Annotated in this window: 16 protein-coding genes; 2 read left to right on the top strand and 14 right to left on the bottom strand. The window is 43.6% G+C overall.

Going from position 1 to position 15,450, the window contains the following annotated elements; genetic code table 11:
* Positions 1 to 88: 88 nt before the first annotated feature.
* The 14 genes from ABWY16_RS00955 to ABWY16_RS00890 all read right to left on the bottom strand — a co-directional run bounded on the left by ABWY16_RS00955 (position 89) and on the right by ABWY16_RS00890 (position 13,015).
* Positions 89 to 1,414: a lytic transglycosylase domain-containing protein gene (locus tag ABWY16_RS00955; protein ID WP_353902780.1), complete on the bottom strand. Its 1,326-nt coding sequence runs from the start codon at positions 1,412 to 1,414 to the stop codon at positions 89 to 91.
* Positions 1,411 to 2,844 carry an Asp-tRNA(Asn)/Glu-tRNA(Gln) amidotransferase subunit GatA gene (gene gatA / locus ABWY16_RS00950; protein ID WP_353902779.1) on the bottom strand — a complete coding sequence of 478 codons (1,434 nt, stop codon included), beginning with the start codon at positions 2,842 to 2,844 and terminating at the stop codon, positions 1,411 to 1,413. Before gatA ends, ABWY16_RS00955 begins: the two co-directional genes overlap by 4 nt.
* A gap of 44 nt (positions 2,845 to 2,888) precedes the next feature.
* Entirely contained in the window at positions 2,889 to 3,092 is a 204-nt protein-coding gene (locus ABWY16_RS00945; RefSeq protein WP_353902778.1) for a Sec-independent protein translocase subunit TatA/TatB, read from the bottom strand.
* A gap of 10 nt (positions 3,093 to 3,102) precedes the next feature.
* Positions 3,103 to 3,741 (bottom strand): twin-arginine translocase TatA/TatE family subunit, encoded by a 639-nt coding sequence (tatA, locus tag ABWY16_RS00940; RefSeq protein ID WP_353902777.1) that lies wholly within the window; start codon positions 3,739 to 3,741, stop codon positions 3,103 to 3,105.
* Between the two features lie 64 nt (positions 3,742 to 3,805).
* A complete protein-coding gene (locus ABWY16_RS00935; protein WP_353902776.1) occupies positions 3,806 to 5,059 on the bottom strand; it encodes a murein hydrolase activator EnvC family protein in 1,254 nt (417 codons plus the stop codon).
* Positions 5,060 to 5,081: 22 nt separating this feature from the next.
* Positions 5,082 to 5,876: a lipoprotein insertase outer membrane protein LolB1 gene (gene lolB1 / locus ABWY16_RS00930; RefSeq protein ID WP_353902775.1), complete on the bottom strand. Its 795-nt coding sequence runs from the start codon at positions 5,874 to 5,876 to the stop codon at positions 5,082 to 5,084.
* Positions 5,854 to 7,278, bottom strand: coding sequence for a tetratricopeptide repeat protein (locus ABWY16_RS00925; RefSeq protein WP_353902774.1), 1,425 nt, complete (start codon positions 7,276 to 7,278; stop codon positions 5,854 to 5,856). Before ABWY16_RS00925 ends, lolB1 begins: the two co-directional genes overlap by 23 nt.
* 8 nt (positions 7,279 to 7,286) lie before the next feature.
* Positions 7,287 to 7,718, bottom strand: coding sequence for a dUTP diphosphatase (dut, locus tag ABWY16_RS00920; protein WP_090556932.1), 432 nt, complete (start codon positions 7,716 to 7,718; stop codon positions 7,287 to 7,289).
* Positions 7,719 to 7,748: 30 nt separating this feature from the next.
* The gene (locus ABWY16_RS00915) at positions 7,749 to 9,239 is read right to left on the bottom strand and encodes a lipopolysaccharide biosynthesis protein (protein WP_353902773.1); all 1,491 of its coding nucleotides are present in this window, start codon (positions 9,237 to 9,239) and stop codon (positions 7,749 to 7,751) included.
* Positions 9,240 to 9,269: 30 nt separating this feature from the next.
* Entirely contained in the window at positions 9,270 to 9,542 is a 273-nt protein-coding gene (locus tag ABWY16_RS00910; RefSeq protein ID WP_353902772.1) for an acylphosphatase, read from the bottom strand.
* Positions 9,543 to 9,600: 58 nt separating this feature from the next.
* Complete coding sequence (locus tag ABWY16_RS00905) at positions 9,601 to 10,542, bottom strand: NAD(P)H-dependent flavin oxidoreductase (RefSeq protein WP_353902771.1); 942 nt, start codon at positions 10,540 to 10,542, stop codon at positions 9,601 to 9,603.
* A gap of 11 nt (positions 10,543 to 10,553) precedes the next feature.
* Positions 10,554 to 11,729, bottom strand: coding sequence for an amidohydrolase family protein (locus ABWY16_RS00900; protein WP_353902770.1), 1,176 nt, complete (start codon positions 11,727 to 11,729; stop codon positions 10,554 to 10,556).
* A 51-nt stretch (positions 11,730 to 11,780) separates the two neighbouring features.
* Positions 11,781 to 12,467, bottom strand: a complete 687-nt coding sequence (locus ABWY16_RS00895) for a hypothetical protein (RefSeq protein ID WP_353902769.1) — start codon at positions 12,465 to 12,467, stop codon at positions 11,781 to 11,783.
* The gene (locus tag ABWY16_RS00890; protein WP_353902768.1) at positions 12,464 to 13,015 is read right to left on the bottom strand and encodes an RNA polymerase sigma factor; all 552 of its coding nucleotides are present in this window, start codon (positions 13,013 to 13,015) and stop codon (positions 12,464 to 12,466) included. The genes ABWY16_RS00895 and ABWY16_RS00890 overlap by 4 nt, the downstream gene beginning before the upstream one ends.
* A 161-nt stretch (positions 13,016 to 13,176) precedes the next feature.
* Between ABWY16_RS00890 and rluF the strand changes: the two genes are divergently transcribed.
* Positions 13,177 to 14,268 (top strand): 23S rRNA pseudouridine(2604) synthase RluF, encoded by a 1,092-nt coding sequence (gene rluF / locus ABWY16_RS00885; RefSeq protein ID WP_353902767.1) that lies wholly within the window; start codon positions 13,177 to 13,179, stop codon positions 14,266 to 14,268.
* A 95-nt stretch (positions 14,269 to 14,363) separates the two neighbouring features.
* Positions 14,364 to 15,422 carry a dual-specificity RNA methyltransferase RlmN gene (gene rlmN, locus ABWY16_RS00880; RefSeq protein ID WP_353902766.1) on the top strand — a complete coding sequence of 353 codons (1,059 nt, stop codon included), beginning with the start codon at positions 14,364 to 14,366 and terminating at the stop codon, positions 15,420 to 15,422.
* Positions 15,423 to 15,450: the final 28 nt, after the last annotated feature.

The following is a 15,450-nucleotide window of genomic DNA, read 5'->3' as shown; positions in this document are numbered from 1 at the left end:
AAAATGATCCGAAGCGCTTACGAATATGAGATAATATTTGAGCAAAAAAAAGGGTCGATCAGGAATGAACAAAAAGAATAAGAGCTGATTAAAGCCTTCCGGAAGACTTCTCAGCGCCGTTTGACTGCGCTCTGTACGAGATGTATTTCTTTCCCGAACGGCTTTCAGTATGCCTGGCAGCAGCCTGATTTTTTGAGACGATTAATTTCTGTCCGGGAACAATATTATTCCCTTTCAGCTTATTCCACACTTTGATATCCTGTACATCTATTCCAAACTTATCGGCAATAGCAGTCAGGTTCTGTCCCGGAACCACCTTATGGTACACGATAGAAGGTTTGTCTTCAGCAACTGTTTCCCTGTGTTTTTTAAGGAGTCTCCTGTCATCATTTGATGCCTGGATAATCCGGGTATTCATTTCTACCGTATGGTCATTCAGCACTTCGTAAATACTGGCAAAACTTGCCAGGCTCACTTTGGGCATAATGATCCGTTTCGGCAGCTCTATTGAACCATTAACGATCTTTTTCTTATAGGAAGGGTTTAAGGTGCAGAGATCTTCTTCCTGCATTGACAAAGCTTCTGCAAGCTCTGTTAAAGAAACATAGCGGCTCACCTGGATAGTATCTGTTTTGATCGCAAACAGCGATTTCTGTGCAAGGATCTGGTGTTTATCTGGGCAATTCATTACATAAATCGCAGCAATAAATGCTGGCACATAATTTCTTGTTTCCATTGGCAGGAAAGGCCTGATTGCCCAGAAGTCCCTGGAATGTGCTTTCGCAATCGCCCGGTTTACATTACCGGTACCGCAGTTGTAAGCAGCTATTGCCAGCAGCCAGTCGCCCAGCTCAGCATATGCATCCTTAAAATATCTTGCAGCCGCATAACTGGCCTGGATCGGATCCTTGCGTTCGTCAACAAAGTTATCCATGTTCAGTCCATATCCTTTGGCAGTGGTAAACATAAACTGCCATAAACCGGTGGCACCCACTCTGGAAATTGCATGGGAATTCATAGAAGACTCAATAATCGGAAGATATTTCAGCTCCTGAGGCACACTAAAAGCTTTGAGCGCATTTTCAAAGATTGGAAAATAATATTCTGAAAGCCCCAGCATTTTGCCCATCATCTCTTTTCTGCCGGCATACACATCAATATAGCGCTGTACAGACTCATTGTAAGTCAGAGGAATTTCCTTTTGAATGGAATCGAGGCGTTTTTTATAAGTAAAATTGTAATTGTAGAATAAAGGGTTTTCTAAAACCTGCGGCACTGCCGTGGTGTCACCTGTAAAGGTTGTAGAAAGAAAGCTGATCGGGGAAATAGAATCCAGCCTGACTATTTTTTCCTGTGCGCCGGCTTTCATACCAAACAATACACAGAAGATTACTACAAGTACATTTCTTATCATAAGCGTTTAGGGGTGCTGCTAAAACTCTTTGCTAAAGAAAGTAAAACATCTTCTTGAAAATGTTTTGCCATTAACTGTAAGCTTAACGGTAAACCGTCCGGATTATTGCCCAGTGGAACTGCAATTGCAGGAATACCTGTAAGCGAAGCCAGCACGGTAAAAATATCAGCCATATACATTACCAGCGGGTCCTGCATATTCTCGCCTATTTTAAAGGCAGGAGTAGGCGCTACAGGAGTCAGGATCACGTCGTAGCTATTGAATAACATTTCAATTTTATCCCTGATCATCCTTCTTACACGCTGGGCTTTCTGATAATAGGCATCGTAATACCCGGCACTCAGTACAAAAGTTCCGAGCAGTATCCTGCGTTTTACTTCATCTCCAAAGCCCTCGGCACGGGATTTTTTATATAAACTGCTGAGGTTCTCCGCCTGCAGATTGCGGTATCCGTAATGAACACCGTCATACCTTGATAGGTTAGAAGAAGCTTCGGCAGCTGTCAGCACATAATAGGCAGGCACTAAATAGTCCAGCAGATCGAAAGATACATAATTAACCGTATGTCCTTGTGCCTTCAATTCTTCGATAGCCGTAAGAATAGAAGATTTGATATCCGGATCCAGTGCCTCGCTCTCCAGTGTTTCCTTTAAGACTGCAATATTCTTATTACACTGATCATCAAGCTTCGACAAATAAGCCGGCACAGGCAGTCTTGATACCGTACTGTCATGCGTATCAGCACCGGCCAGTACTTCCATCAGCAGAGCTGCATCAGTTACAGAAGATGTCAGCGTTCCTACCTGATCGAAAGAAGAAGCATAAGCAATTACACCATATCTTGAAATACGTCCGTAGGTAGGCTTAAATCCAAAACATCCGCAAAAAGCAGCGGGCTGTCTTACAGATCCGCCGGTATCTGTTCCCAGAGCAGCAAGACAAAGATCAGCTTGTACCGCTACAGCAGAACCACCGGATGAGCCACCGGCTACCCTTTCAGTATCAGCGGCATTGCGTACCGGTCCATAGTAAGAGGTTTCATTGGAACCGCCCATTGCAAATTCATCACAGTTTAACCTGCCGATGATAATGGCATCTTCAGCAATCAGTCTTTCAACCACTGTTGAAGAATAGGGCGAGATAAATCCTTCCAGCATTTTAGAAGAAGCAGTAGTAATGTGGTCTTTATACAGGATATTATCCTTGATACCGATTACCATACCCGCAAGTTTCCCTGCAGTACCATTATGGATCTTTTCCTGCACTTCCTGCGCCTGTACTCCCGCAGAAGTAAAAAAAACCTCGTTGAATGCATTGAGGTTCTTGTGGGTTTCTATCTGTGTAAAATAATGGTCAAGCAGATCAGGAAGAACAAGCTTTTTTTGCTCAATAAGCGCTTGTATCTCTGATAAAGATGTATACTTCTTCAAACTAATGGAAAGGAATTAAAGGGTTACGAATTCAAAATAAAAACCTACAGAGGTTTATGGGTATTGGTACGGTTAGATTCAACTGAATCATCTGCTCCGTCTTTACCGTCTTTGAATTCTTTTACGCCTTTACCAAGGCCACGCATTAATTCAGGGATTTTTTTACCACCGAAAAGCAGGAGAACAACTACTAAAATAATAATGATCTCAGGTGTGCCCAGGGCAGCTAATATTGTGAAGTTTGACATAATCGTAGGATTAAATTTTATTTTTTTCTGTTTCTGAAGGTACTGTTGACTCTGAATCCGGTGTAACGGTTTCAATCGTATTTGTGTTTGTTGCTGTTTCCGTTGTCGCTGAAACTTCCGGAGCAGCGGATGACGCTGGTGTTGCTGCTTTCTCAGCCGCGGCCGTTGCCGAATAAGCTGCAATTGGCGTGCCCAGCGGAGCTGTTGCCGGTTTCGCAACAGGCACTTCAGTGGCTTCCGGCGATGCAGGAACTACGGTAGTTCCCGAAGCTGATACTGGTGCTTCTGCTGCAACTTCCGAAGGGGACTCTGAAGCAGGTATTTCCACTTCTTCTGTATCAGAAGTTTTAGTCAGGTTAATCGGTGCAGCTGCCGCCGCAGTAGGATACATCTGTTCTTCTAAAGTAGGTTTTGGATACTGCTGGTCATATTTATCATTCTCAGCTTTCAGGTCTTCATCAATATCCATCGCATTGATATTGCGGTGAATTTCTCTTTTCACTCCCTCAGATGCATCTTTGAAATCCCTGATTCCTTTTCCAAGGCCTCTCGCCAGTTCAGGTAATTTCTTACCTCCAAATAAAAGCATGACCACGCCAAGAATCAGCATGATCTCTCCACCGCCCATATTTAAAAATTCTAATATCACTCCAGTCTGCATATCACTCAACTTTATAAATCTTTACAAATATAATCATTTTAAAACCAATTATTTATTTTGCTATCCATGCTTCAGGATTCAGTTTAGCCTGTCCACGCATGATTTCAAAATGTAATAATGGCCCGTCCGACGTAGTAGCTACAGTACCGATGTTCTGGCGCGTCTCTACCTTATCACCCTTGGCTACCGAAGAAGATCTCAGGTTCTGATAGATCGTAAAGTAATCACCATGACGAATGGCCACTACATAAATTCCCTGTATCATCCTTACAAACAGCACTTCTCCACCAAATACAGCCCTTACTGCCGCTCCGTCAGCTGTCAGGATATTTACCCCGTCATTGCTGTAGCTGGCTTCGCCTTCGGTGTGTCTTCCAAAGTTTTCAGTAATGGAACCCTGTCCTACCGGCCATGGTAAACGGCCTCTGTTGTTCTCAAACCCTGCAGATAACTTCGCCGCCTCTGGTGTAGAGGTCAGGTAATTGCTGTTGGTCTTTGCTTTTTCAACCGGCGCAGCTTTATTCTCGGCACGTGCTTTTGCTGCAGCCGCACGGGCTTCATCTTCTGCTTTCTTTCTTGCAATTGCAATTTCCCTACTGATCGCATCCCTGATCGCGCGGTCTACCGCCTGCTGCTGTTTCCTTCTCTTGGCAATATCGCGTCCTAGTTCTTTCTCCTGTTTGCTTACCTGGTTCAATACCGTAGCCTGCTCCCTCTTGTTTCTTGCCAGTTTATCCTGCTCCGACTCCTGTTCACGCAGCAGATTGCTTTTCGCTTTCAGGCTTTTATCCAGTACTACAATCTTGTAGTTTAAGTTCTTTTCTGTTCCCTGAATATAGTCTGCCTGCTTCTTACGGTACTGACCAAACTGCTGCAGGTATTTAATTCTTTTGTAGGCCTGATTGAAATCACGCGCAGCAAAAATAAACATCATCTTATCATAAGAGTTCCTGTTCCGCTGTGCAAACCTGATCATTCCCGCATATTCCTTTTTCAACTGCGCCAGCTGACCTTGAAGTGAATGTACGGTATTCGTATTTTCATGGATTTCACTATCCAGGTTTTTTATTTCCGAGTTGATCACCGTGATCTTGTTCTGCATCAGGTTGATCTTGGCGCTTAATGCGCGAATCTCTCCTAAAGTAAGCTTCTTGCTTTGGGAAGCCTTGTTCAGATTACGCTGTAAAAGTTCGATTTCCCGCTGTATGGCTTCTTTTTTTCTTTTCAGCTGTGAACTGCTTTGCGCAACCGCAGTTGATGCAAACGCAAAAAATAAAAGAAACAAAAGTAATTTGTGTAGCTTCATTGCATCAAAAGTATAAAAAAAATTAGTTTATTAACTCAAACCTTTTGGGAACCGTAAACGGAAATTCCAGAGGCAGGTTACGCTCTATTTTATTAAAATCAAACGCAATGTTCGTTTTTTTCGTCCCTGATACGGAGTTTATTTTAGTAACTGAAGGAAAAAGCGCCCCAGTTACGTCCTGGTAATCGGAATATACCACTTTCAGCGCCTGTCCTGCCCTGGCATCGTTCAGGTTCAGTTCAGCAGTTTTTAATAAGGTATTGAAAAGTACCCTGTAGCCTAATCCGGTCTTGTCGCCCGAAAGTGTAAAGATACCCCCATTCAGATTTACTTCAGAACGCTCCGTCATCAGCTCATCCATCGTATTGCCTGTCAGCACCGACTGCAGCATTTTAAAAGTGACCTGTTTACTGGTAAATTTATAAATATAGCTGAAGGGCTTTTTAATGGCCAGCGACTGCAGGTTGTTGCGCACAATCAGGCTATCTGGCGTAATCAGTGCCCTGGCAACTTCAATTCCTGCAATAGCCGTCATGCTGATCCAGATCATTTCGTCTTTTTTCACCCTGATATTAACAGATATACCCTGCTCCTTGCCCTCAATTTCCATGTTCACCCTGCCTTTCAGCGAGAGCGTAGTAAAGGGAAGGTCTTTGGATTTTAAGGTCTTCAGGTTCTCCAGCTTTTTCGTATTCAGCACCGGCGCTACAGTTTCTGCTACGGGAGGCGCTTTAACTATAGCTTTTTTAGACTTACATCCTGCAGCAATCAGCAGAAGTGAAAGTACCAGCAGGCTATTTAATGTATTTCTTCTCATCTATTTTTCTTTTTAACAGCGTTGAATCGTTGCCTGCATCTCTTGATTTTTTCCACTGGACTACTGCCTTGTCCTGCTCTCCAAGCATAAAGAGGATATCGCCATAATGCTCCAGGTAAACACCATTTTCAGCTTCCTTGTTTTCCAGTGCCTTTTCTATCCAGGTCCTGGCCACTGCATACTTGCCTCCCTTAAATAAAACAAGGGCATATGTATCAGCAACCGAAGCGTCATTAGGCAGGGCCCGGGCTGCAATATCAATCAGCGAAACTGCTTTATTTAAATTCTCATTCCTCAGTGCAAGGTAATAAGCATAATTATTCATGATCAGGTAATTCTGCGGGTCCAGCGTGATCGCTTTATCAAAAGCTTTATCCGCCGCATCCGGCTTGTGCTCGTCGATCAGGATCTCGGCCTGTAAAGCAAAAATCAACGCCTGCAATTCTTTATTGTCTCCATCCAGTGAAAGCGCTGTTTTGATATTACCCAATGCAGCCACATTCTGTTCTTCGCGGTGCAGGGCAAAAGCCATATAGTAATACAGGATCGCCTGGTTGGGGTAAACCGATAAAGCGGCTTCTCCCATCTCTATCATCTGTTTATATTGCCCCAGCAGGATATGTATGTTCAGTACCTTCTCCCAGACTCCATATAGCTGATCGCTGATCTTTAAGGCTTTCCTGTAACTCCGCAGTGCGCCAGGCAGGTTTCCGTTTTCATAGAGAATATCGCCCGACAGGGCAAAATACAATGGATCTTCAAGATGTGCCGGAGCAATATTTTTCAGGATACGGGCAGCAGCCCCGAAGTTTTTCTGCCCTGCATACAGCGTTGCCGCAGCCATAGAATCTGCCGGTAAGGTATCTGCTGCTATCCTTTGTTTAGCCCTGTTGAGTGTAGGCGAAGGCCCAAATTTCTTTTCCAGCAGGCTATACGCTGCCAGGGCCTCTTCCTTTTTCCCGGCAATAGACAAAGCATTTGCCCTGTCAAAATAAAAGCTTTTCTGCTCCGGCGAAAGACGGATCAGCTGGTCAAAGGCCGGGATCAGTTTTTCCATATTGCCGGTACTCTTGTATAGCTCAGCCAATAGTTTCCAGAACCAGATATTGTCTTTCTCCAGCCCCACTGCCGTTTTAATCGCAGTTTCTGCTTCCGGCATTTTATTCTGCCTGAAATTCAGGAGTGCTATTTCGTACCATGCAGCAGCATTCCGGGGGTCCAGAACGGCAATCCTGCTGAAACTTACATTGCTTTTATCGTAATTCTCGTTTAACTTGTCCCTGAGGCCTTCAAAGAAAAGTTGTTTAATGATAGTACTATCGCGTACAGAAATCGTTGCCTGCTGGGCTGCAGCATGCATTCCTGTAAAAAGTACACAGCATAAAACAACAATTCTGTTCATGATAAATTTTATTTACCCGTATGTCCGTAGCCACCTTCGCCACGTGCAGTATCACTCAATTCTTCAACACTCTCCCAGCTCACTGTTTCATGTTTTGCGATTACCATCTGTGCAATCCTGTCGCCATTATTCACTACAAAATCTGTGTCAGAAAGATTTACCAGCAATACTTTTATTTCTCCGCGGTAGTCTGCATCGATCGTTCCCGGAGAATTGACAATACTGATCCCATGTTTATAGGCTAAACCACTTCTCGGGCGGATCTGTGCTTCATAACCTACAGGCAGTTCAATATGTAGTCCTGTAGGGACAAGAATACGCTGCAAAGGTTTAATCACAATTTCTTCCGGTGTAAAAGCTCTCATATCCATACCCGCTGCATGAGCTGTTTCGTATTGAGGTAGGGCCAGTCCTGATTTGTTGATGATATTGATCTTCATTTGTAATATATAGTTTTATTGTATTTGAACTTACTTTCCTTTTGCCAGAAGCATTTTAACTTCATCCTTTTCTACATAACAGATCCCCGCAAGGAACAGCAGCAGCAACCCGTTTCCGATATAGATATTCCTGTGAAATACCCAGAACGAGAGCACTACCAGCACTACAGCTGTCAGCAGATATACCAGTATAACGTTTAGCTTGTAAGGTATCGGATAATATTTTTGTCCAAGGACATAAGAGATAACCATCATGACAGCATAAGCAAGCATAGACACCCATGCAGACCCCATATAGCTGTAATGCGGAATAAGGATAAAATTAAAAACAATGGTGATCACCGCGCCAATCATTGAAATATACAGACCGTACTTTGTCTGATCAGATAACCTATACCAGATAGAGAGGTTCATATATATCCCAAGGCATACATAGCCAAACAGCAGATAAGGCACGGCAGGCAATCCCACCCAATAGGCTTGGTTCTGAATGAAATGTTTAAGCAGCTCAATATTGGCAACCAGCGCAACAAACAACAATGACAGCGCAATCACAAAGTAGTGCAGTATAATTGCGTAAGTATTCCTTGCATTTGCCTGTTTCGCATGGCTGAAGAAGAAGGGCTCCGCCCCGAGCCTGAAGGCAGTAATAAAAATACTTAAGAATATTGCAATCTTACACACTGCACCGTAGATCCCAACCTGAACATCTGCAACTGTATCAGGAAGCAATCTGCTCAAAACTATTTTATCCAGATTTTCATTCACGATAAAGGATAAATTGGCTACCAGGATAGGCCAGCTGTAAGAAAGCATTTTGAGAAAAAGTTCCTTATCAAAGCGGAATCTGATTTGCAGGAACTCTGGCAACAGCAATAAAAATGTAACCATACTTGCAATCAAATTCGAAATAAATACATAACCTACCCAGCCCGGGCGGTACCACGATTCAAACCAGATGCCAGCCGCCCCATGATTGCTGATAATCAGCGGAACAACATAAATAAAAAGCAGGTTAAATCCTACAAAGGTCCCTATGTTTAAAAATTTGATCAGGCTGTACTTAAACGCTTTATCATCCGCCCTGAGTTTGGCGAAAGGAATCACACAGATGGCATCCAGAAACAGCAGCCACACAAAAAAGCGGATGTATTGCTGATAATCAAGAACCTGTTTGTCCTGCCCGTTATTGATCCAGGCAGCAATACCATCAGCAAATACATTCCCGCTAATCAGAAAAAGGAGTGCAATAGAGGCTATACAGATAAATGAGTTGTTGTAAACTTCCTGCTTTTTATCCTCATATTTGTTCAGGTAGCGAAAGTATGTGCTTTCCATACCAAACGCCAGTACAGCATTGATCAGCGACGCATAGCTGTATAAGGTTGTGAAAATACCATATACACTGGTCGCATACACTTTGGTAAATAGGGGTGTTAAAATAAAATTAAACAGCCTTGAAAATACGGTACTGAGACCATATACTGCCGTCTGACCTAAAAACTTCTTTATAACTGACACGTGACCGGATTAAACGAACAATAATGCATTCTATTTTTTAATAATTTCAAAATTACGATAGTTTTTCAGTTCGCCGGGCGTAACCTCCACGTTTTCTATCTGGGAGCGGTCCGGTCCTTCATGGCACCATTCCAGAAAAACTTCCAGCAGTGTATCATCGCCCTCAGCTTCTATATATAAACTTCCGTCCTTTTCATTTCTGATCATTCCCCTTACGCCCATCTGGTCGGCTACAACTTTCGTGGTATACCTGAAACCCACACCCTGAACTTTACCTGTTATTTTGATAATGATATGCTTCATCTTATTTTTATTGTTATCGAAACGTTCTGAAAAGAAAGCTTCCTGATTTGTTAGTTTCCTATAACCTGCAGAGCTTCTCCTTTTCATACAGAAAGTCCTGCCATATTTCTTCCAGTATTATTTTTGCAGGGCGGATCTCGTTTAGCATCGCTGATACCTGCCCAATTTCCAGCTCACCCTCTTCTATATTGCCGTCAAACATACCTAATTTTGCTCTTGCGCGGCCTAACAATGCTTTTAATGTTGCAGGATCGGCCCCTTCAGCTTCCGCAGCTGCCACAGCAGCTTCAAAAGTATTTCGGAGCAGCCTTACCGGTACAATTTTTTGTAAGTGCATCCGGGTATCCCCTTCGGCCGCTTTGATCACCTTTTCTTTAAATGCCGGATGGGCGGAAGATTCTTCTGCAACGGCAAAGGCCGAACCCACCTGTACACCCTCCGCACCCAGCGCCATAGCGGCGAGCATGCTTCTTCCTGAGGATATTCCACCCGCAGCAATTACGGGTATACTTACTGCATCTGCTATCATAGGTACCAGGCACAGTGTAGTCGTTTCTTCCTTCCCGTTATGTCCGCCGGCTTCAAATCCTTCCGCAACTACCGCATCCGCACCACATTCCTCCGCTTTTTTTGCAAATCTGGTATTAGACACTACATGCACAACAGTAATCCCCATCCCTTTTAAAAAGCTTGTCCAGATTGCCGGATTACCGGCCGAAGTAAACACGATTTTTACTCCTTCCTTCACAATGATATCCATCAATATTTCCGTATCCGGGTATAAAAGGGGAATATTCACGGCAAATGGCTTGTCCGTAGCCTTTTTAGTTTTCCGGAGATGCTCCCAAAGCACATCAGGATACATAGACCCTGCGCCGATAATCCCTAAACCTCCTGCTGAAGATACTGCTGAGGCCAGTTTCCAGCCACTGCACCAGACCATACCTGCCTGAATGATCGGATAGTGAATATTAAACAAGCTGGTAATGCGGTTAGACATAGAATACAATTTTACATTAAACGCTGAATCTTACTATCGGGTTTCAGACGCAGGCCTTCAGTCTGTGTAACCAGATTCACACCAGGTTTCTTCCCTTTTTCAAAACTACCATATATCGCGTCTATTCCAAGAAATGCTGCTCCGTTCAGCGTTCCCCAACGTAATAATTCATCAAAAGAAACGTCCCCTTTCTCCTGCAGGCTATACATTTCTGCAAGGATATTCAGTTGCTGATTACTGGCCAGACTATCGGTTCCCAGAGTAATTGTCACTCCGGCATCCTTCAGCAAAGCTATATCCGGCAGCCGGTCCTCAATATAGAGATTGGCATTCGGGCATAAACACCAGAACAACAACTGATGTGCTAATCCGGCAAATTCCAGATCTGCACTGCTGGTAAAAGTATTATGTACCAGTAAAGTTCTTGGTGCTGCAGATAAAAGCGGGAGATAAGTCTGAAGAGAGGATTTCCCCTGTATTTCAAAGAAAGAGATATCCAGTCCCAGAAACTCATAAAGCTTGAGGAAATGGCCGGTTTTACTTTCAAAAAAAGCATTTTCATCCGCTGTTTCCTGATTATGTATCGAAATGGATTCGCCTGCTATACCGGATACCGCATTGATCTCTGTAAACAGCTCGGCCGAAACAGAGTAAGGTGCATGAGGCACGATTGTCGCTTTCAGCGGAGCAAAGGATGCCTGTGTAAGTTTAGCATTGGCAATGATTTCTGCCGCTTTCACCGGATTAAAGCCCATGGCTTCCACAAAGGTGTGGTAATAAATTTTGCTTTGCAGTTTTACCTTTTTCGAAACGCTCTGGTTAGAGATATCTCCAACAGCTACTATCCCATTGGCATACATTTCCTCATCAGCATGCAACATTGCAGTTTCAATCTCCTCTGCCGATGAATTACGCTGCTGGATCACCTGCCGCACAAAACCCGGCAAACCGGTATGCATGGGGATTTTCCCTTTCAGATGAGAAAGTTCCAGGTGGCAATGCGTATTGACCAGACCCGGTACCAGGATACCCTCATAATATTGTATGTCCTGTATGTTTTTTGCTTTTGCCTCCTCCGCAGAAAATACTTCTTCAATTGTACCGTCGCTGCGCAGCGCGATTACGCCGTTTTCAAGCGGTGCAGAGCTTACAGGATAAATCCATGATGCAGAAAGATAGGAAATCATATTTTACAAATAACGGTTATTCCCGTCAAAGCTGATAAAAACGGCGCAAAATTATGCCGGTATCCTTTGCAGGATAGCTTTACAGACCGTTCCTTCGGGAATGACTACATCATGCCATTTGTGGAGAGGAATGTCAATCAGATCTCCTCTGTGAAACGAGAAAACCTTATTTTCGATAATCACATCACAGGTGCCTTCAAGCACCAGCAGTCTTTCATAAATATCGTGATGGATTTCACCTTCTATTTCTGTGGCACAAATGATCATCGTGGTCATTTCCGCAGTATGTCCAAGAATTTTCAAATGCACGCCCTTAAAACCTTCGGGTGTTATCAGATCTTCCGGAACGAACCAGTCTGTATAATCCTCGATCCTGGAAAAGGGGGTTAAACGCGGAATTTCAATTGCAGGCCGTGTAGTTTTCTCTGCGGCGCCATTTCTTCCGGCTGCTGCCCCTGACTTTTTCTCTGCTACATCCGTTTCCTGGCTGGCAGGATCATTTGCAGGCATCCCGCTGAATTTTGCCAATACAGATTCCTTTAGCTTTGCTGAGGGCTCCACAGCATTTTTAAGTGCAAGGTATTCAAGGGCGGTAGCTATTTCCAGGATTTCATGTGCAATCTCAGCAGGAAACTTGCTGGACATAATTAGTACCTCTGCATCCTCTTCATCGGAAGTGTGACCCAGAACATAGAGTTCTAAAATTCCGGATGTTATGAAATCCTCCAGATTCATCATGCCAGTAATGACCCCTTAATTTGTTTAATTGTTTGAATCATTTTTCCTCTGAGACTGTCAACGGATATGTTCATTTTTTCTGCTGCACCAGCAAAGCTGTACGATTCAAAGTAGATTAGATGTATTGCTTCCCTGATTGTTACATCCAGGCCGGCAGCAAAGCTATCGCCCTGCTCCTTTTGCATATCCTGCAGGTATCTTCTGATGTCCATTGCATAAACAAGATCTATTTCTTCGCGGATCTCATCGGCCATCTGGTTTCTCTTTTCCGGTGGCAGGCAGGCGGCACAGTGTTTCGCAATCTTGATCATCCAGGTAAACAGACGCTCTTTAGCGGGATCATAATCTTTCCGCTGGGCCCATATCGTACAAAACGCATCGTTTGTACACTCTTCAGCGACCACCTTATCCCCGACCATTCTGCTGAGTACGCCTAAAACAGCGGGTGCATATTTGTTATACAACCTGGTATAAACCTCTTTGTCACCATGTTGAAACAGGTTGACCAGGTTATTATCCACATCATTCAGCGCAGAAGGAAGTATCATATGCAATATTTTTTGATAAAATTAGTGAATTACACTCAGCTTACAAAAAGTTTACAAATACTTATCAGCCAATCTGTCAAATGGGCTTATTAAAAGATTTTGATAGCATATATGGGTATAAATTGATTACTTTGTAAAAAGAAAATCAATTAATTACGTTTATGTCTGATTCTACCACCCGATTAAATAAATACATTAGTGAAAGCGGAATGTGCTCAAGAAGAGCAGCCGACAGATATATAGAGCAGGGGAATGTATTAATTAACGGCAGGAAAGCCAAAGTTGGCGATCAGGTATATTTCGGGGACCTGGTTTCGGTAAACGGACAGAGTATCGAACCTAAGCAGGCAGAAAACTCTATTTTGCTGGCTTTTAACAAACCAGTAGGCGTAACAAGTACTACCGAAGCAGGTGTAAAAAGCAATATTGTCGACTACGTAAACCACAGCGAACGTGTATTCCCTATCGGAAGACTGGATAAGGATTCACAGGGACTGATCTTCATGACCAATAATGGAGATCTGGTAAATAAAATCCTTCGCGCAGGAAACAATCACGAAAAAGAATACCTGGTTACAGTTGATAAACCCTTAACAGAGCAGTTTATTACCAACATGGCCAAGGGAGTTCCTGTGCTGGGGGTGATGACAAAAAAATGTAAAGTCATCAAAGAAAGTCCTTTTGTCTTCAGGATAATCCTGATCCAGGGCCTAAACAGGCAGATTCGCCGCATGTGCGAACACTTCGGTTTTGAAGTAACCAAACTGGAGCGTGTACGTATCATGAATATCAGCCTGAAAGGCCTTCCCGTAGGAGAATGGAGAGAACTGACTCCCGAGGAAGAAACAGATATCTATAATTTAGTAGCCAAATCAAGTTCCGCAGCAGATAAAACACCAAAAAGAATCGTTAAAAAAGCTGTTAAGGAAGACGAAGATCTTGTTAACGTAACCCCGAAAAGAACATCTTCACGTGCAAGACCTGCGGGACCATCAAAAGGGAAAGCTGCGGCAACAAGAGCACCCAGGGCAACATCTTCCGGAAAATCTTCAAGAGGAGCTTCAGCAAGAGCAGAGGGCTCAGAAAGACCTTCAAAGGCATCAGCACCAAAAGCGGGAGGTTCTTCATCTTATAAACCTGCAGGACCGTCATCAGACTGGAACAAGAGCAATGGTCCAAGCAGAAGACCGGTAAGACCTTCAAACGGAAAATCCGGTGCACCAGCAGGAAAAACCAGAAGCCCGAAAAGATAATACCCTCTGCATGAACACGAAATGATAATGCCATCTGTAAGTCAACTCATTATAAATATTGGGTGGCTTACAAATTTTAGGTAACTTTGCATCAAATGCCTGCAACACTTACTAAAACTGATATCCGCTCACTGAACCTGGTCCAGCTTCAGCAACACTTCACAGCAATGAATGAGCCCGCCTACCGTGCCAAACAGGTATACCAATGGCTATGGGAAAAATCTGCGCGCACATTTGAGGAGATGAGCAACCTGTCCAAAGATTTGAGAAAGAAACTGGATGAGAATTACGCCATCAATGTGGTATCAGTAAATAATTCGCAGTTCAGCAACGACCATACGATTAAAAGCAGCTTCCGTCTATACGATGGCAATATCGTTGAAGGTGTACTTATCCCTATGGAAGAACGGATGACAGCCTGTGTAAGTTCACAGGTAGGCTGCAGTTTAACCTGCAAGTTCTGTGCTACGGGTTACATGGACAGAAAACGTAATCTCAATGCTGATGAGATCTATGACCAGGTGGTACTGATCGATGACCAGGCCAAAAAGAATTACAATGCCCCGCTAACTAATATCGTGTATATGGGTATGGGCGAACCCCTTTTAAATTATGCCAACGTAATGAAATCGATCGAGCGCATCACTGCTCCCGATGGTCTAAATATGTCATACAAAAGGATTACCGTTTCTACTGCCGGAATTGCTAAAATGATCCGCAAACTCGGTGACGATGGTGCTAAGTTCAATCTTGCACTGTCACTTCATGCGGCAGACGATAAGAAAAGAAATGAGATCATGCCCATCACTGAGCATAACTCCCTTACAGCACTTGCAGAAGCGCTAAAATATTACTTCGCTAAAACCAAGAACCCGGTCACTTACGAGTATATCGTATTCAATGGTTTCAATGACGAGATACAGGACGCAAGAGACCTGGCTAAGTTCTGTAAACACGTTCCCTGCAAAGTGAATCTGATTGAGTATAACCCCATCCAGTTTGCAGATTTCATCAATGCCGAAGGCGATAAGATCGATGCATTTTCCAACTACCTGAAAGGCCAGGGCGTAAATACCAATATCAGACGCAGCCGAGGGAAAGATATTGATGCTGCCTGTGGCCAGTTAGCAGTCAAAGAAGAAGAAGCTCAGTAAATCTCAACCAGTTTATCTGCAATCAGCA

Source organism: Pedobacter sp., from assembly GCF_040513095.1.
Classification (GTDB): domain Bacteria; phylum Bacteroidota; class Bacteroidia; order Sphingobacteriales; family Sphingobacteriaceae; genus Pedobacter.
This window is presented reverse-complemented; position numbering and strand designations above follow the sequence as displayed.